Origin of the sequence: Pseudomonas hunanensis, assembly GCF_013393325.1 — a bacterium.
Lineage (GTDB): Bacteria > Pseudomonadota > Gammaproteobacteria > Pseudomonadales > Pseudomonadaceae > Aquipseudomonas > Aquipseudomonas putida_P.
The window spans coordinates 458,713-477,279 of sequence record NZ_QJRC01000098.1 but is presented as its reverse complement, the minus strand read 5'-3'; the positions used below and the strand labels follow the sequence as shown (position 1 = coordinate 477,279).

General features: G+C 60.6%; 6 protein-coding genes. 1 reads left to right on the top strand and 5 read right to left on the bottom strand.

Annotation, left to right across the window (positions count from 1 at the left end; genetic code table 11):
• The first annotated feature begins 220 nt into the window (after positions 1–220).
• On the top strand, positions 221–13,168 hold the full coding sequence (locus DM807_RS23815; RefSeq protein ID WP_179027996.1) for a non-ribosomal peptide synthetase: 12,948 nt from the start codon (positions 221–223) through the stop codon (positions 13,166–13,168).
• 42 nt (positions 13,169–13,210) lie between these two features.
• Here DM807_RS23815 and DM807_RS23810 read toward each other — a convergent pair whose 3' ends face one another.
• The 5 genes from DM807_RS23810 to DM807_RS23795 form a co-directional block, all read right to left on the bottom strand.
• Positions 13,211–13,912 carry an ATP-binding cassette domain-containing protein gene (locus DM807_RS23810; RefSeq protein ID WP_012273395.1) on the bottom strand — a complete coding sequence of 234 codons (702 nt, stop codon included), beginning with the start codon at positions 13,910–13,912 and terminating at the stop codon, positions 13,211–13,213.
• Positions 13,912–14,655, bottom strand: coding sequence for a hypothetical protein (locus DM807_RS27975; RefSeq protein ID WP_342356498.1), 744 nt, complete (start codon positions 14,653–14,655; stop codon positions 13,912–13,914). The genes DM807_RS23810 and DM807_RS27975 overlap by 1 nt, the downstream gene beginning before the upstream one ends.
• The gene (locus DM807_RS23805) at positions 14,652–15,548 is read right to left on the bottom strand and encodes a YcaO-like family protein (RefSeq protein ID WP_179027995.1); all 897 of its coding nucleotides are present in this window, start codon (positions 15,546–15,548) and stop codon (positions 14,652–14,654) included. The genes DM807_RS27975 and DM807_RS23805 overlap by 4 nt, the downstream gene beginning before the upstream one ends.
• A gap of 1,098 nt (positions 15,549–16,646) precedes the next feature.
• Positions 16,647–17,513 (bottom strand): McbB family protein, encoded by an 867-nt coding sequence (locus DM807_RS23800; RefSeq protein ID WP_179027994.1) that lies wholly within the window; start codon positions 17,511–17,513, stop codon positions 16,647–16,649.
• Positions 17,514–17,570: 57 nt separating this feature from the next.
• Positions 17,571–17,780 (bottom strand): hypothetical protein, encoded by a 210-nt coding sequence (locus DM807_RS23795; RefSeq protein WP_179027993.1) that lies wholly within the window; start codon positions 17,778–17,780, stop codon positions 17,571–17,573.
• Between the last annotated feature and the right edge of the window lie 787 nt (positions 17,781–18,567).

The window sequence follows — 18,567 nt, the reverse complement described above, 5'->3', positions numbered from 1 at the left end:
ATGATTGTCAAATACGAAACGTAATTAGTATCTGTATCTTTCAATTCTAAGGCCGCCGTGTGAAATCGTTCACCCCGGCCCCTTCTGCCACCGCACAATCCTCGCTAATTTCTGCCCCCGCCCATCCGTTCCCCTGTGTACATCCTCGGTCGCCATTCGCTGCCCGCCCACGTTCGCGGAGCAGCCGGCACGCCCCAACAGACACTGGCAGGAACACCCCATGACGGACGCCTTCGAACTCCCGCTCTCGCTGGTCCAGGCCCTGGCGCAACGCGCCGCGCAAACCCCGGACAAGATTGCCCTGCGCTTTCTGGCCGACGCCCCCGGCGAGCAGGCCGTGCTCAGCTACCGGGACCTCGACCAGCGTGCGCGCACCATCGCCGCCGCCTTGCAGGCCCGTGCCGGTTTCGGCGACCGTGCAGTGCTGCTGTTCCCCAGTGGCCCGGACTACGTGGCGGCGTTCTTTGGCTGCCTGTATGCGGGCGTCATCGCGGTACCGGCCTACCCGCCGGAATCGGCACGCCAGCACCATCAGGAGCGCCTGTTGTCGATCATCGACGACGCCGAACCGCGCCTGCTGCTGACCGTGGCGGCCTTGCATGACAGCCTGCAAGGCCTGGAGGCACTGGCAGCAGACAACGCGCCCGAGCTGCTGGCTGTGGACGGCCTGGACCCGGTGCTGGCCGCGAGCTGGCAGGCGCCCGCGCTGAAGGGGGATGACATTGCCTTCCTGCAGTACACCTCCGGCTCCACCGCGTTGCCCAAGGGCGTGCAGGTCAGCCATGGCAACCTGGTGGCCAACGAGCAGCTGATCCGTTGTGGCTTCGGCATCGACCTCAACCCCGACGATGTGATCGTCAGCTGGTTGCCGCTGTACCACGACATGGGCCTGATTGGCGGCCTGTTGCAGCCAATTTTCAGTGGTGTGCCCTGCGTGCTGATGTCGCCAGGTTACTTCCTGGCCCGTCCGCTGCGTTGGTTGCAAGCCATCAGCGAGTATGGCGGCACCATTAGCGGCGGCCCGGATTTCGCCTACCGCCTGTGCAGCGAGCGGGTCAGCGAGGCCTCGCTCAGCGGGCTCGACCTGAGCCGCTGGCGCGTGGCCTATTCCGGCTCCGAGCCGATCCGCCAGGACAGCCTGGCGACCTTCGCCGACAAGTTCCAGGCCTGCGGCTTCGACCCGCAGAGCTTCTTCGCCAGCTATGGCCTGGCCGAAGCCACCCTGTTCGTCAGTGGCAGCCGCCGTGGCCAGGGCATTGCAGCACTGGAGCTGGATGCCGACGCCTTCGCTGTCAACCGCGCCGAGCCGGGCACAGGCAGCGTACTGATGAGCTGCGGCTACCCGCAGCCAGGGCACTCCGTACGCATCGTCGAGCCGCAGCAGTTGCAGGTGCTGGGCGACAACCAGGTTGGCGAAGTCTGGGCCGGTGGCCCGAGCATTGCCCTGGGCTACTGGCGCAACCCTGAGGCCAGCGCCCGTACGTTCGTCGAAATGGACGGCCAGACCTGGCTGCGTACCGGCGACCTGGGCTTCATGCGTGAGGGCGAGGTGTTCGTGACTGGGCGCCTGAAAGACATGCTGATCGTGCGTGGGCAGAACCTGTACCCACAGGACCTGGAAAAAACCCTCGAGCGCGAAGTCGAAGTGCTGCGCAAAGGCCGCGTGGCCGTGTTCGCTGTCGAGCACCAGGGCGAGGAGGGCATCGGCGTGGCGGTGGAGATCAGCCGCAATGTGCAAAAGGCAATCAAGCCCCAGGACCTGATCAAGACCCTGCGCCAGGTCATCGCTGACGCCTGCCGCCAGGCCCCGGCCGTGGTCCTGCTGCTGAACCCCGGTGCGCTGCCGAAGACCTCCAGCGGCAAGTTGCAGCGCTCGGCCTGCCGCCTGCGCATGGACGATGGCAGCCTGGACTGCTATGCCCGTTTCCCTGAAGCGAGCGAAGCCATTGCCAGTGAAGCTGCCGGTGATGAACTGCAAGCACGCATCGCTGCGGTGTGGCGTGACATCCTCAAGGTAGAGGCGGTGGCAGCAGATGATCACTTCCTGCTGCTGGGTGGCAACTCCATTGCCGCTACCCAGGCCACTGCGCGCCTGGCCGATGAGCTGGGTATCAACCTGAACCTGCGGGTTTTGTTCGAGGCGCCGGTACTGGCCGACTACAGCAAAGCCGTCGGCGCAATCATCGTCGAAGGCGGTGCCCACCCCGCAGCCATCGCCACCTTGGCGCGTGCCCAGGCGTTGCCCCAGTCGCTGGCGCAAAACCGCTTGTGGCTGATGTGGCAGCTGGAACCACAATCGGCGGCCTACAACATCCCGGCCGGCCTGCATCTGCGTGGCGAGCTGGACGTAGTGGCGCTGGAAGCGGCCTTCGAGGCACTGGTGGCGCGCCACGAATCGCTGCGTACCGTGTTCAGTGAGGAAAACGGTCAGGCGCTTCAGCGCATCAGGCCGCAGCAGCCGTTCAGCCTGCAGCGCCTGGATCTTGAAGGGCACTCGGCCGAACAGGTCGTAGCGCAGCGAGAAGCCGAGGCCCGTCAGCCGTTCGACCTGACCCAGGGGCCACTGCTGCGAGTAACCCTGGTACGCCTGGGCGACGAAGACCATCAGCTGTGGGTGACCCTGCACCACATCGTTGCCGACGGCTGGTCGCTGAACATCCTGCTCGACGAATTCGCCAAGCTGTACGCCGCTCGCTGCCAAGGCCTGGAGGCCAACCTGGCGCCGCTGACACTGGGTTACGCCGACTATGGCACCTGGCAGCGCCAATGGCTGGCCGACGGTGAAGCCGAACGGCAATTGCAATACTGGAAGGCCCAACTGGGTGATGAACTACCGGTGCTCGACCTGTGCACCGACCACCCCCGCGCCAGCCAGCACAGCGCTGCGCGCTTCAACCTCAAGGTGCCCGCCAAGCTCGGCGACGCGCTCAAGGGTTTGGCCCGTGAGCAGCAAGCCAGCCTGTTCATGGTCCTGCTGGCCGGTTGGCAGGCGCTGCTGCAGCGCTACAGCGGCCAGGCCGATATTCGCGTCGGGGTGCCCAACGCCAATCGCCCGCGCCTGGAAACCCAAGGCATGGTCGGCTTCTTCATCAACACCCAGGTGCTGCGCACACAGTTCGAGGGTCGCCAGTCGTTCACCCAGTTGCTGGCCCAGGTACGCCAGGCCACTTTGCAAGCCCAGGCTAACCAGGACCTGCCGTTCGAACAGCTGGTCGAAGCCCTGCCCGAGGCGCGTGAACAGGGCCTGTTCCAGGTCATGTTCAACCACCAGCAACGCGACCTGTCAGCGCTGCGCCGCCTGCCGGGGCTGCTGGCCGAAGAGCTGCCGTGGCATAGCCGCGAAGCCAAGTTCGACTTGCAGCTGCACAGTGAAGAAGACCACCAGGGCCGCTTGAGCCTGGCCTTCGACTATGCCGCCGAGCTGTTCGAAGCGAGTACCGTCAAGCGCCTGGCCCAGCACCTGCTGGCGCTGCTGGAGCAAGTGTGCAGTGCACCGCAACGGGCGTTGGGCGAGGTGCAGTTGCTCGATGAGCCAGCCCGTGCACAGCTGCTGGGTTGGGGCCAGGCTGCTGCCGCCGCACCGCAGCACCTGCTGGTCGAGCAACTCAATGAACAGGCACGCCTGACCCCGCAGCGCACCGCCCTGGTGTGGGAAGGCGGCAGCCTGGACTACGCCGAGCTGCACCAGCAAGCCAACCGGCTGGCCCACTACCTGCGTGACAAAGGCGTCGGCCCCGACACCTGCGTGGCGATTGCCATCGAGCGCTCGCCGCAGTTGCTGGTCGGCCTGCTGGCCATTCTCAAGGCTGGCGGCGCCTACGTGCCGCTGGATGTCGATTACCCGGCCGAACGCCTGGCCTACATGCTGGCCGACTGCAACGCCGGCCTGTTGCTGAGCCACAGCAGCCTGCTGGGCAAGCTGCCGCAGGTCGCCGGTGTCAGCGCCATTGCCCTCGACCAGTTGCACCTGGACAGCTGGCCCAGCCAGGCCCCCGGCCTGCACCTGCACGGCGACAACCTGGCCTACGTGATCTACACCTCCGGCTCCACTGGCCAGCCCAAGGGCGTGGGTAATACCCACGCGGCGCTGGCCGAGCGCTTGCAGTGGATGCAGGCTACCTACGCGCTGAACGACAGCGACGTGCTGATGCAGAAGGCGCCAATCAGCTTCGACGTGTCGGTGTGGGAGTGCTTCTGGCCGCTGGTAACCGGCTGCAAGCTGGTACTTGCCGGCCCCGGCGAACACCGCGACCCGCAGCGCATTGCCGCGCTGGTTAAGGCCCATGGCGTGACCACGCTGCACTTCGTGCCGCCGCTGTTGCAGGTGTTTGTCCAAGAGCCGCAGGCGGGTGCCTGCAGCAGCCTGCGGCGGTTGTTCTCCGGTGGCGAAGCATTGTCCGCTGCGTTGCGTGACCGCGTGCTGCAAGTGCTGCCGCAGGTGCAGTTGCACAACCGCTACGGCCCGACCGAAACCGCCATCAACGTCACCCATTGGCACTGCCAGGCGGCGGATGGCGAGCGCTCGCCGATTGGCCGCCCGCTGGGCAACGTGCTGTGCCGTGTGCTGGACGATGAGCTTGAACTGACAGCGCCTGGCGTGCCGGGCGAGTTGTACCTCGGTGGTGCGGGCCTGGCCCGCGGCTACCTGGGGCGCCCGGGCCTTACCGCCGAGCGCTTCGTGCCCCAGGCCGACGGCAATGGTCAGCGGCTGTACCGCAGCGGCGACCGCGCCCGCTGGCAGGTGCAGCTAGAGGCGCTGGAATACCTCGGTCGCCTTGACCAGCAGGTAAAGGTGCGTGGCTTCCGTGTGGAGCCCGAAGAGGTTCAGGCCTGCCTGCTGGCGCAAGCGGGAGTCGAACAGGCGCTGGTGCTGATTCACAAGGACGCTATTGGCGCGCAACTGGTCGGTTATTACAGTGGCAGCGCCCAGCCTGCCGACTTGCTGGTCGTGCTGGCTGAGCAACTGCCAGCCTACATGGTGCCGGCGCAACTCATCGCGCTGGCGCAGATGCCGTTGGGCCCCAGCGGCAAGGTCGAGCGCAAGGCACTGCCGGCCCCGGTCTGGCAGCAGCGCGAACACGTCGAGCCACAAACCGAGCTGCAGCAACAGGTCGCGGCCATTTGGTGCGAGGTGCTGAATGTGCCGCGCATCGGCCTGCAGGACGACTTCTTCGCCCTCGGCGGCCACTCGTTGCTGGCCACCCAGATCGTTTCGCGCACGCGCCAGGCCTGCGATGTCGAACTGCCGCTCAAGGCCCTGTTCGACGCCAGCGAGCTGGGCACCTTCTGTGCCGAGATCGCGCGCATTCGCGCCGCCGGTGAACGCAACCTGCAAGGCGACATCGCCCGTGTCGACCGCCGCCAGGCGGTACCGCTGTCGTACTCGCAGCAGCGCATGTGGTTCCTCTGGCAAATGGAGCCGGACAGCCCGGCCTATAACGTAGGCGGCATGGCTCGCTTGCGCGGCACGCTGCATGTGGACGCCTTCGAGCGGGCGCTGCAGGCGTTGATCGTGCGCCACGAAACCCTGCGCACCACCTTCCCCAGCATCGATGGTGTGCCGTACCAATGCGTGGCCGAAGACAGTGGCCTGCACCTCGACTGGCAAGACTTCAGCGCCTTGTCAGCCGATGCCCGCCAGCAACGCTTGCAACAACTGGCCGACGATCAGGCGCACCAGCCGTTCGACCTGGAGCGCGGTCCGCTGCTGCGCGCCTGCCTGGTAAAAGCCGAGGAACGCGAGCATTACTTCGTGCTGACCCTGCACCACATCGTCACCGAAGGCTGGGCCATGGACATCTTCGCCCGCGAGCTGGGCGAGCTGTACGAGGCCTTCGTCGATGACCGTGAGTCGCCACTGGCGCCGTTGCCTGTGCAATACCTGGACTACAGCGTCTGGCAACGGCATTGGCTGGAGAGCGGCGAGGGCGCCCGCCAACTGGCCTACTGGAAGGATCGCCTGGGCGACGAGCACCCGGTGCTGGCGTTGCCCGCTGACCGCCCGCGCCCGGCCGTGCAGAGCCACCGTGGCGAGTTGTATCGCTTTGAGCTCGACCCGGCGTTGGTCGCCCGTGTGCATGCCTTCAACAGCCAGCGCGGCCTGACCCTGTTCATGACCATGACCGCCACCCTGGCCGCCTTGCTGCACCGCTACAGCGGCCAGCGTGACCTGCGCATCGGCGCACCGGTGGCCAACCGCATCCGCCCGGAAAGCGAAGGCCTGATCGGCGCCTTCCTCAACACTCAGGTGCTGCGCTGCGAGCTGGACGGGCAGATGACCGCCAGCGAGCTGCTGGAGCAGATGCGCCAGGCCGCCATCGAAGGCCAGTCGCACCAGGACCTGCCGTTCGACCAGTTGGTCGAGGCCCTGCAGCCGCCGCGCAGCAGCGCCTACAACCCGCTGTTCCAGGTGATGTGCAACGTGCAGCGCTGGGCCTTCCAGCAAAGCCGCACGCTGGCCGGCATGCAGGTCGACTACCTGGTCAACGATGCCAGTGCCACCAAGTTCGACCTGTACCTGGAGGTGACCGACCTCGACGGCCGCCTGGGCTGCTGCCTGACCTACAGCCGTGACCTGTTCGACGAGCCGCGCATTGCGCGTATGGCCGAGCACTGGCAGCAACTGTTGGTTGGCCTGCTCGACAACCCGCAACAGCGCCTGTGCGAGCTGCCGATGCTGAGCAGCGCCGAGCAGCAGGTGCTGGTCGGCCAGTTGCAGGGCGAGCACGATTTCGAGCTCGATCAGACCCTGCATGGCCTGTTCGCCGCCCAGGCGGCGCGCACGCCACAGGCCGGTGCCTTGACTTTCGCTGGCCAGCACATGACCTATGCCGAACTCGATCAGCAGGCCAACCGCCTGGCCCGCGCCCTGCGCGAGCGCGGCGTCGGCCCGCAGGTGCGTGTAGGGCTGGCGCTGGAGCGTTCGCTGGAAATGGTCGTCGGCCTCCTGGCCATTCTCAAGGCCGGCGGCGCTTACGTGCCGCTCGACCCCGAGTACCCGCTCGACCGCCTGCGCTACATGATCGAAGACAGCCGCATTGGTTTGCTGATCAGCCAGCGTGAGCTGTTGAAAACCTTGGGTGAGTTGCCGCAAGGCGTCGCCCGCTGGAGCCTGGAAGACGATGCTGCCAGCCTGTCGGCCTACAGCGATGCGCCGCTGGACAACCTCAACCTGCCGCAGCACCAGGCTTACCTGATCTACACCTCCGGCTCCACCGGCAAGCCCAAGGGCGTGGTGGTCAGCCACGGCGAATTCGCCATGCACTGCCAGGCGGTGATCGCCGCATTCGGCATGCGCAGCGATGATTGCGAGCTGCATTTTTATTCGATCAACTTCGACGCCGCCAGCGAGCGCCTGTGGGTGCCGCTGCTGTGTGGTGCCCGCGTGGTGCTGCGTGCCCAGGGGCAGTGGGGTGCCGAAGACATCTGCCAGCTGGTGCGTGAGCAACAGGTGAGCATCCTGGGCTTTACCCCCAGCTACGGCAGCCAGCTGGCGCAGTACCTGGGCGGGCAGGGCGAACAACTGCCGGTGCGCCTGGTGATTACCGGTGGCGAAGCACTGACCGGCGAGCACCTGCAACGTATTCGCCAGGCCTTTGCCCCGCAGCAGTTCTTCAACGCCTACGGCCCGACCGAAACCGTGGTCATGCCGTTGGCCTGCCTGGCGCCAGAGGCGTTGCCAGCGGACCTTGGCAGCGTGCCGATCGGCCGCGTCATCGGAAGCCGCACGGCCTACATCCTCGACGAGGACCTGGCTTTGTTGCCGCAAGGTGGTATTGGCGAGCTGTATGTCGGTGGTGCCGGGCTGGCTCAGGGCTATCACGACCGCCCTGGCCTTAGTGCCGAGCGCTTTGTCGCCGACCCGTTCAGCACCGCAGGGGGCCGCTTGTATCGCACGGGCGACCTGGTGCGGCTGGGCATTGATGGCCTGGTCGAGTACGTTGGGCGTGCCGACCAGCAGGTGAAAATTCGCGGCTTCCGTATCGAGCTGGGCGAAATCGAGAGCCGGCTGCAGGCGCACTTGGATGTCGACGAGGCCGTGGTACTGGCCCTGGACTTGCCGGGTGGCAAACAGCTGGTGGGCTATCTGGTGAGCAAGCAGGCCAGCGCCGGTAGCGAGGCGCAGAACCTGCTGCGCGAAGCCGTGAAAGCCGATGCCCGCCAGCACCTGCCGGACTACATGGTGCCTGCGCACCTGGTGCTGCTCGACAGCCTGCCACTGATGGGCAACGGCAAGCTCGACCGCCGTGCGCTGCCGCTGCCGGACCTGGAGCAGGCGCGCCAGCAGTACCAGGCCCCAGGCAACGAGGTGGAAGCGCAACTGGCGCAGATCTGGCGCGATGTACTCAACGTTGCCCAGGTTGGCGTGCAGGACAATTTCTTCGAACTGGGCGGTGATTCGATCCTTTCGATTCAGGTGGTCAGCCGGGCCCGTCAGGCCGGCTTGCAATTCACCCCGCGCGACCTGTTCCAGCACCAGACCATCCAGACCCTGGCGGCCGTGGTTCAGCACAGCGAAGCCCCCAGCAGCATCGATCAGGGCCAGCGCCAGGGCCAGACCGGCCTGACGCCGATTCAGCACTGGTTCTTCGACAGCGAAGTGCCACAGCCACAGCACTGGAACCAGGCGGTACTGCTGGAGGCACGCCAACCGCTGGACGAAGCCGTACTGGCACAAGCGATGGCTGCGCTGGTGCAGCACCATGACAGCCTGCGCCTGCGTTTCAGCCAGGCCCAGGGCGGCTGGCAGGCTCAGTACGCGCAGCCTGCTGCCGAGCAGCTGCTGTGGAGCGCCACCGTCGCCGATTTCGCAGACTGCCAGGCGCTGTACACCGACCTTCAGCGCAGCCTCGACCTGCAACAAGGCCCGCTGCTGCGTGGCTTGCTGGTGCGTGACGGGCAGGGCAGCCAGCGCCTGTTGCTGGCGATCCATCACCTGGTGGTCGATGGCGTGTCCTGGCGGGTGTTGCTGGAAGACTTGCAGGCGCTGTACCGTGGCCAGCCACTGCCGACCAAGACCCACGCCATGGGCGATTGGGCCACACGCCTGGCCAGTTACGCCGGCAGCGATTCGCTGCGCGACGAACTGGGCTGGTGGCAAGGCCAGCTGGGTGGCGTGCGCCGCGAACTACCGTGCGATCACCCGCAGGGTGGCAACTTGCACCGCCACGCCCATACCCTGGCCATCGGCCTGGATGTGGAGCAAACCCGGCAACTGCTGCAACAGGCCCCGGCGGCCTACCACACCCAGGTCAATGACCTGCTGCTCACTGCGCTGGCGCGTGCCTTGTGCCGCTGGAGTGGCGAGGAAGAAGTGCTGGTGCAGCTCGAAGGCCACGGTCGTGACGGGTTGTTCGAGGACATGGACCTGACCCGCAGTGTCGGCTGGTTCACCAACGCCTATCCACTGAGCCTGCGCCCGTTGCCAGGCGAGGACGACGCGGCGCGGGCCGGCTCGATCAAACGCATCAAGGAGCAACTGCGCCAGGTGCCGCACAAGGGGCTTGGCTACGGTGTACTGCGCTACCTGGCCGATGCGGCCGGGCGCGAGCAGATGGCGGCCTTGCCGCAGGCGCGTATCACCTTCAACTACCTGGGTCAGTTCGACCAGCAGTTCGACAGCACCGCGCTGTTCCAGCCACTGGAGGCCCCAGCAGGCCTGGCCCACGACCTCGACGCACCGCTGCCCAACTGGCTGAGCGTCGATGGCCAGGTGTATGGCGGCGCCCTGCAACTGCGCTGGACCTACAGCGCCGAGCGCTATGACCAGCAAACCATTGCCCGGCTGGCCGAGGCCTATCGTCAGGAGTTGCTGACGCTGGTCGCGCATTGCCTGGCCGATGGCAACGGCAGTTTCACCCCCTCCGACTTCCCGTTGGCGCATCTGACGCAGGCGCAGATCGACGCCCTGCCGGTACCGGCTGCGCAGATCGAGGACGTCTACCCGCTGACGCCGATGCAGGAAGGCATGCTTCTGCACACCCTGCTGGAGCCGGGCACCGGCCTTTACTACATGCAGGACCGCTACCGCATCAACAGCGCCCTGGACCCTGAGCGTTTCGCCCAGGCCTGGCAGGCCGTGGTGGCGCGCCATGAAGCATTGCGCGCTTCGTTCAGCTGGAACAGCGGCGAGGCGATGCTGCAGATCATCCACAAACCGGGCAACCTGGCGGTGGACTACCAGGACTGGCGCGGCCTTGCAGACGACGCCCAGGAGCAGCGCCTGCAGGCCCTGCACAAGCAAGAGCGCGAGGCCGGTTTTGCCCTGCTCAGCGAAGCACCGTTCCACCTGCGCCTGGTGCGCGTGGCCGACGAGCGCTATTGGTTCATGATGAGCAACCACCACATCCTGATCGATGCCTGGTGCCGCTCGCTGCTGATGAACGACTTCTTCGAGGTGTACCAGGCCCTTGGCGAAGGCCGTCAGGCCCAACTGCCGGTGCCGCCGCGCTACCGCGACTACATCGGCTGGCTGCAACGCCAGGGCCTGGACGACGCACGCGCCTGGTGGCAGGCCAACCTGGCCGGCTTCGAGCGCGCCACGGCTATCCCAAGTGACCGCCCGCTGCGCCATGACCACGCGGGTAGCGGCATGGTGGTCGGCGATTGCTACACCCGCCTGGAGGTGAGCGATGGCGTGCGCCTGCGTGAACTGGCCCAGGCTCACCAGCTGACCGTCAACACCTTCGCCCAGGCGGCCTGGGCCCTGGTGCTGGCGCGTTACAGCGGTGACCGCGACGTGGCCTTTGGCGTAACCGTGGCCGGGCGCCCGGTGAGCATGCCGCAGATGCAGCGCACCGTCGGGCTGTTCATCAACAGCGTTGCCCTGCGCGTGCAGTTGCCGGTAGCCGGTGAGCGCCGCAGCGTGCGCCAGTGGCTGCAAGGCCTGCTGCAAAGCAACATGGAACTGCGCGAGTACGAATACCTGCCGCTGGTGGCGATCCAGGATTGCAGCGAGCTGCCCAAGGGCCAGCCGCTGTTCGACAGCCTGTTCGTATTCGAGAACGCGCCGGTTGAAACCGCCGTGCTCGACCACGCCCAGCACCTGAATGCCAGTTCCGACTCGGGCCGTACCCATACCAACTTCCCGCTGACGGCGGTGTGCTACCCCGGCGACGACCTGGGCCTGCACCTGTCGTTCGACCAGCGCTACTTCGACTACCCGACCGTCGAGCGCCTGCTGGCCGAGTTCAAGCGCATGCTGTTGGCGCTGGTACAAGGCTTCGAGGGCGAGGTGAGCGAGCTGCCGATGCTGGGGGCAGACGAGCAGCGCTTCCTGCTGGAAGACTGCAACCGCACCGAGCGGGCTTATCCGCTGGAACAGAGCTACATCGCACAGTTCGAAGCGCAAGTGGCTGCGCACCCGGAACGTACCGTGGCCCGCTGCCTGGAGGCGTCCTACGACTACGCCGGGCTGAACCTGGCGGCTAACCGCCTGGGCCATGCCTTGATCTGGGCCGGTGTGAAGGTGGACCAGCCGGTGGCACTGCTGGCCGAGCGCGGGTTGCCGCTGCTGGGCATGATAGTCGGCAGCTTCAAGGCCGGTGCCGGCTACTTGCCGCTGGACCCGGGCCTGCCTGCCGCGCGCCTGCAAAGCATCATCCAGCTCAGCCGTACCCCGGTGCTGGTATGCAGCGCGGCCTGTGCCGAGCAAGGCCGGCAGTTGCTGGCTGAGCTGAACGTTGCGCCAAGGCCACAGCTGCTGGTGTGGGAAGACATCCAGGCCAGCCAGGTTGCCAGCCACAACCCAGGCATCCACAGTGGCCCGGACAACCTTGCCTATGTGATCTACACCTCAGGCTCCACCGGCCTGCCGAAAGGGGTGATGGTCGAGCAGCGTGGCATGCTCAACAACCAGCTGAGCAAGGTGCCGTACCTGGCATTGAGCGATCAGGACGTGATCGCCCAGACTGCCTCGCAGAGCTTCGATATTTCGGTGTGGCAGTTCCTGGCCGCGCCGTTGTTCGGGGCCACAGTAGAGATTGTGCCGAATGCCATCGCCCATGATCCGCGGGGCCTGCTGGCGCATGTGCAAGCCACCGGCATCACCGTGCTGGAAAGCGTACCGTCGCTGATCCAGGGCATGTTGGCCAGCGACCACCAGGCGCTGGACGGCCTGCGTTGGATGCTGCCGACAGGCGAGGCGATGCCCCCGGAGCTGGCCGCGCAGTGGCTGCAGCGCTACCCGCAGATCGGCCTGGTCAACGCCTACGGCCCGGCAGAATGCTCCGATGACGTGGCGTTCTTCCGCGTCGATGCCGCGTCGACCCAAGGCAGTTACTTGCCCATCGGCACGCCGACCGACAACAACCGCCTGTACCTGTTTGGTGAAGATCAGGCGCTGGTGCCGCTGGGTGCGGTGGGCGAACTGTGTGTGGCTGGCACGGGCGTTGGCCGTGGCTATGTCGGCGACCCGCTGCGTACTGCGTTGGCGTTTATCCCTCACCCATACGGTGCACCGGGCGAGCGCCTGTACCGCACCGGTGACCTGGCGCGGCAGCGCCCGGACGGTGTGCTGGAGTACGTCGGGCGCATCGACCATCAGGTGAAGATACGCGGCTACCGCATCGAGCTGGGCGAGATCGAAGCCCGCCTGCACGAACGGGCGGAAATCCGCGATGCTGCGGTGGGCGTGCAGGAGGGCGTCAATGGCAAGCATCTGGTCGGTTACCTGGTGGCCCATCAGGGCATCGCTGCCGACGCCGCGTTGCTGGAACAGGTGAAGCAACGCCTGCGTGCCGAGTTGCCGGAGTACATGGTACCGCTGCACTGGGGCTGGTTCGACAGCCTGCCGCACAACGCCAACGGCAAGCTGGACCGCAAGGCGCTGCCCGCCATCGACATTGGCGGCCAGCACAGCCAGGCCTACCAGGCGCCGCGCAATGAGCTGGAAGAGGTCTTGGCGGGTATCTGGGCCGATGTGCTCAAGGCCGAGCGGGTGGGGGTGCACGACAACTTCTTCGAGCTGGGCGGGCATTCGTTGCTGGCCACGCAGATTGCCTCGCGGGTGCAGAAGCAATTGCAGTTGAACGTACCGTTGCGGGCGATGTTCGAGTGCAGCACTGTGGAGGAACTGGCCGAGTACGTGCAGGGCCTGCAGGGCAGTGCGCTGGATGACGACAAGGTCGACCGGCTGAGTGATCTGATGGCCGAGTTGGAAGGCCTTTGACCGGCAGGGGCGCTTGGCGCCCCTTTTTAGTGGCCACGGTACCTAGATCGCGGCGTTGATAAAGGCCTCATCTAACGATTCGGCGCCGTGGCAAGCCATGAACTGTTCACCACTATCAAACGCTTCCAGTCGTTTATTGGCGAGCATGTAAAAGCGATGGCAATTTTTTGTGATTTCCTCTGTGTAATGTGAAGCAATCAACACGCACGCGCCCTCCCGGCATGCGTTGTGTATGCCTAGCCATATGTAATGCCGGAACTCAGGGTCCACCCCAGCTGTGGGCTCGTCAAGAATGATCAAGTCACTGTTCAAAAGCAGTAGGGTCAGCGTGAAGTAGCTGCGAATCTCGCCATAACTGCAGTTGGACGCTTTTTTATTAGCGATTTCTGCATATCGTTTGGACAGGGAAGGAGACCATTGAGCCAGTTTTGAAAGTATTTCTAAGTGATCGGGGGCGTCATTGGGGGCTAGGCTGGTGATAAGTTTGCTCGCTTCATTCATGCGCAGTAAAGGGGGTGGGGTAAGAATTTGGGTTAAATAAGCCTGATGCTTGGATGAGTTGGTGACGACGCCCCGGATTGGTTTCTTTACGTTGCAGATGAGGTCGAATAGCGTCGTTTTTCCTGCGCCATTCTTGCCCAGTATGCCGATCATTTCGCCTTGTTTGATGTTGAGTCCGATATTGTCCATCAGCGTGGTTCCGCTGTACCCGAAACAAAGGTCGGTTATTTTTAGTATATCCATTAGTAGCGGCTCCATATGGGTTGGGTTCTAAAATGTCGTCCTGTCAGGTATGTGCAGGCCGCAAAGGCTGAAAGAGCCGTCAAGAAACTGCTGGGAAGTGAAAATTCGCCATGGAATACCTGAACACTCAGATAGAGCGGGTTGATCAGCGTTAGCGGGTGAGACGTGTCGTAGCCCTGTAGGGTAGCTGTGTACCCAGAGACCAGCATGAGAAAGGACATGAGCGAAAAAAGCGTGCTGGCAGTGCTGAACTTGATGGGCAGTGCAGCGATCCCTAGGCCGATACAGGTGAACATAAGATAACTTGTGTAAAAGCATGCCAGCAGATACAAAAGCTCAGGGAGTAAGTAGTGCCCTCGTAGCGGCTTGGTCAATAGGTAAAAAAGCAAGGCGTAGAGTGTGCTCAGCACTAAGTAGCTGAGTGTGTGTGAAATCAGGAATATTTTTATTGCGCCGCGTTGATATATGAAAGAGCGAGTGAAGCCGCTTTCTCGCCTGCCGATCAAGTAAAAACTAAATCCAAAAAAGGCAACACTTGCTGAAATGTATGAGTAGAACCACGCAGTTGACGCAGTGTAGGTTAAGGTTGTGTGCTTTGGGGTTGTAATGATGAAGAGTAGACAGGGTGCAAGTGCTGACCATAGAAGTGATGTGGGTTCTCTCAAGTGCTCAGTGATCAAGATCCTGATAATGCGTGTGATTTTTTTTGCGCTGAGTAGGAGGTGGCTTAAATAGAGATTCATGGGAACGGGACCATTCTGGAGAGCTGACGGCTTATGATTTTATTGAGGAAGTGTTCGGAGTAAGTATTTTTGATGTTGAGGTGGCTTGCGTTATTCATGTGGAGGAATAAATTGGGTGAAAAATATTTGCAGAAGTAAAGGTTTGACTGTTTGTAGGGGGTGGACGATAAGTGGAGATATCCATTGAATTCTAGTTCTCTTATGGTTGTTAATAGATTCTGTAGGGTTAGCTCTTTCGATGGTGTACGTTTCTGGTTGTGCTGGGTTGATGTCAAATCTCTGGATGTATCTTGGAAAGTATCGTAGCTGTTGCAATTTAGGAAGTGTTTGAGATAAGGGTCTTGAAGTGGGTTTTCTATTTCATGGTCATTATCGATTGCCTGCATAAAGCGAAATGTCTGCCATAATTCGACTATTGCTTTCTCTAAAGCAATCCTTGAGGTGGCGGCGTAAGCCATGCCAGCGCAAAATTTCACTTTGGCGGTGGTGTCTTGATTGCCATAACATAAGAGTAGGCAGCTTCCTGGAAAGCGTTCGTCGGTTAGATTGAGGATGCACAGTTCGCCAGATTTTTTTAGCTCTTGGAGGAGTGGCAAGCTGGTGCTTCCAGCTAGTATGGGGTAGGCATCATTGAGTTTTATTTCCGCTGTGCAGGTTTTTGTAAGCCAGTATCTAAGTAGAAACTGCCGTTCCAGTGTTTCCTTGAGTGCTCCGAGCACTGCATTGTTGATCGTCATTTGTGCGCTGCATCCACATGTGTCTCTGATTGGGTAGATGCTATTGTCAGTAAAATTTCGGCACTCTGAAATGGAAAGGCATACGGTTGGGATCTTGCAGCTTGTAAAATCAGTGATTCTGTATGCCGTTGTACGGTCAAAGTGATGCGACTGCAAAGACGAGCTTTTATTAGGTATTAAGGTTTGAGAAAACGCTTGGATGAATTCTTTGTGCTCTTTGGTTGTCAGTCCGATGTCTAGTTTGTTTGTGTCATGGACAGGGATGTCTAAGTAAAAATGTTTACGTTCAAAATGTTCGCCTAATGCGCTGTCGGTTATATCTGATGACCAGCCGCTGCTTGAACCGTAGGTGCGCCAACGGGTGCCACATTCTACGCTGCTGGGTAGGTGAGTGACTGCGCTAGGCCTAAGTAGAAAAAAGTCCGAAAATTCCGGGTAGTGTATCTCGTTAAAAATATTTATGGGTCTAACCTATTAGTTGGATGCATGTGGGTAGGAAAAGAGTCGGGTTGAGATTCAAATTTTTGGTTACTTGATGGTCGGTGTACCCTGACCATGGTCTGCTATTTAGGTGGAGTTCTTTGCAGCGCAAGTCAGTAATCATATACATCGAGCCTGCCTCCATTAGACTCAAGCGATAGCCTCTGTATCGATACTTGAACAGTGCTTTGGGTAAGTAGATCAAATATATAAGTGCTAGTGACGGTCGGCCGATGTCGACGTTTTTTGGGATAATTGCTTCAGTCAATTTTCTGATGTTAATTGATGGGGTATGAGCTTCCAGTGATCTTGAGGATGGAAGTAAGTGTAGGGCGTTAGTTTCAGTTGGCCATTGCTCGATCTTGTTGTTGAGGTTGATGCAAAATACTTCTATTGGATAAAGCGCTCCGCCGCTTGGATAACCTCTGTTGTAGGCAGTGGAGCTTTTGGTCAAGAGGGGTGAAAGCAGTGCTTGGACCGTTTTGAAATGAAGTGGGCGATCTTTAAATTGATCACATGAATTATTTCTCCGTAGTGAATGTGAATTTGCTAGAGGCCTAAGAGTCAGTTCTTTGGTTTTGCTGGGTGCTGTAATGGTGTTGAGGCGTAATTCGTTCCCGGTAAGCTTTGTAAGGTCCTTTGATGGTATGTGGTGAAGGGTGCTTAGGTGTTGTGTCGCTTCGTGGATTATGTAGTTGCCTTTGGCGTGGAATGCCAAAGTCTCATCCATGACATCAGGGCATATAAACTTCAAGTATTCGTCATGGCTTATATTCATTGTTCAAATCCTATGCATTGGCACAGTGGCCAGTGGACGCTGGCGTCTTCTGTAGTATTTCCGGTTTCCAGGTTGATTGTTCTGGATAATAGAACTTGATCTTGAGTGGTTTTTGATTTTGGCGCTTGAGTGAGTTTGTTTGTGAATGAAATAATGGTGCCTAAAATTAAAGACTTTTGGAGTTCGTCTATTTCTATTTTTGGTAGGTCGAGGTTGTTGCTACGGCAGAAAGACCAAATTTTGCTCCAGTGGTGCTGACTTGTTCTCAGGCTTTCGTAGTGCGCGATACGGTCAAGTGTGCAAAAAGCGCACGGGTTTCCAATTGAGGGGATATGAATTTCCGTTAAATGGAAATGAACGCCGCTGATGAAGCCAACAGTGGCGCCATAGTTGGGGTTTGTTGCTAGTAGTTTTTTATAGGTGGACTTTAGCAAGTGCGGGCTCAGTTTTGCGCAAGCGAATACGAAGAGCGTAGGCTCGTCGTTGTTGGGATGTGTGTAGTCAGCGATATTCCTTATTTCTAATTTGTTGTTGTACTTTTTTTCAAGGTACTTGGTTGTCTCGCCTGGAATTTCTAGATCGTGGTAGATGATGGTGCGCTGAAAGCTAGGTGGATCAGTGAGCTCTCCGATTATTGACAGGCTTTTTAAGAATTTTATCGCGCTGGCAGGTTGGAGTTTTGCCTTTTTTAGTATGTGGCCCAGTGCATGAGGGTGGATATATTTGGATTGATTTTTTTCAATTAATTGTAAGGCTTCTATTATTTTTGGTTCGGTGATCTTCGTGAAGCCTTTGGATGAGAAGACCATCGGTTCAGTGTCAAAGTTGAGTATTTCGTAGTTGTAGATTCTGAGTGTTTTCATAAAATACCTGAAAGGTTGCGGGCGCCTGCAGTAGTCGTCGCAGAAGCCCGCTTATAGTTACAGGGTTGCCGGGTCGTTGTTTATGCCATTGTTTCCACCACAGCCGCCGGAGCCGCCGCTGCCACCCTTGCAGCCTCCACCGCCTCCACAATCGCCGCTGCCACCACAACCACCGGCGCTACCAGATCCTCCGAAGAATTCAGCTTCCATATCGCAATTGTTTTCGGAGGCTAATGCCAAAAGGCTAATGCCATATTGATTTTCCATAGTGTCTCCTTGTTTTTGTTGTTACCCGAAAGAGTGCGGCATGAAGAGGTTTAGGCGTTCGATTGATCTATGTCAATTGCGCTTCAGAGTAGGTGGGTGTATTTGGTGGGTTGGGGTGGTTTGGTTGGAAGCTATTGTTGTAGGACTGCTCTTCAGATGCGTCTTACATGTAGTTAGTATTGGTCGGTTATGTTTACTTTTGCCTTTATTAATGTAGGAGGTTTCGGCTTTTGTCATGCGAAATTGCTGTAGCAAGTATGCGAGTTTTCTGAAGCTGTTCTTGAGGGTGGTTCAATAGGGGTAGGCGATGAGGCATTGTTTAGCAGCGGGTGGCGTAGAATCAGTGTTTCTAAATGTGTAGAGCTGCTGTTTCAGCGACATGGATATGGGGTCGCTAATCGCCGTGTGACTGATTTTGGAGAGATTGATCGGCTTTGCTCGTTGTGGTCGAGTGAACGAGCATTGGCAGTTGGCGAAGAGGAACGCTCTTCGCTTGCAGAGAGCGATCAGTGCTATGTGCCGCTGCGGGCGATGTTCGATTGCAGCACGATGGAGTAGCCAGGGTGTATGTGCAGTGGCTGCAGGGCAGTGCGCTGGATGACGACAAGGTCGACCGGTTGAGTGACCTGATGGCCGAGCTGGAGGGGTTGTAAACGCCCCAGGTATTGCGCTGTGCCCAAGGCCGGCGCTGTCCCTGTAGGAGCGGCCTTGTGTCGCGAAAGGGCCGCGAAGCGGCCCCGGCGATAATCGCGGCGAAGCTGAAAATGTGGGGCCGCTTCGCGCCCCT

Bases quoted from the DNA above. Each gene is read 5' to 3' on its own strand.
- DM807_RS23815 (WP_179027996.1), top strand. From the start codon at position 221: ATGACGGACGCCTTCGAACTCCCGCTCTCGCTGGTCCAGGCCCTGGCG.
- DM807_RS23800 (WP_179027994.1), bottom strand. From the start codon at position 17,513: ATGAAAACACTCAGAATCTACAACTACGAAATACTCAACTTTGACACT.
- DM807_RS23795 (WP_179027993.1), bottom strand. From the start codon at position 17,780: ATGGAAAATCAATATGGCATTAGCCTTTTGGCATTAGCCTCCGAAAAC.
- DM807_RS27975 (WP_342356498.1), bottom strand. From the start codon at position 14,655: ATGAATCTCTATTTAAGCCACCTCCTACTCAGCGCAAAAAAAATCACA.
- DM807_RS23810 (WP_012273395.1), bottom strand. From the start codon at position 13,912: ATGGATATACTAAAAATAACCGACCTTTGTTTCGGGTACAGCGGAACC.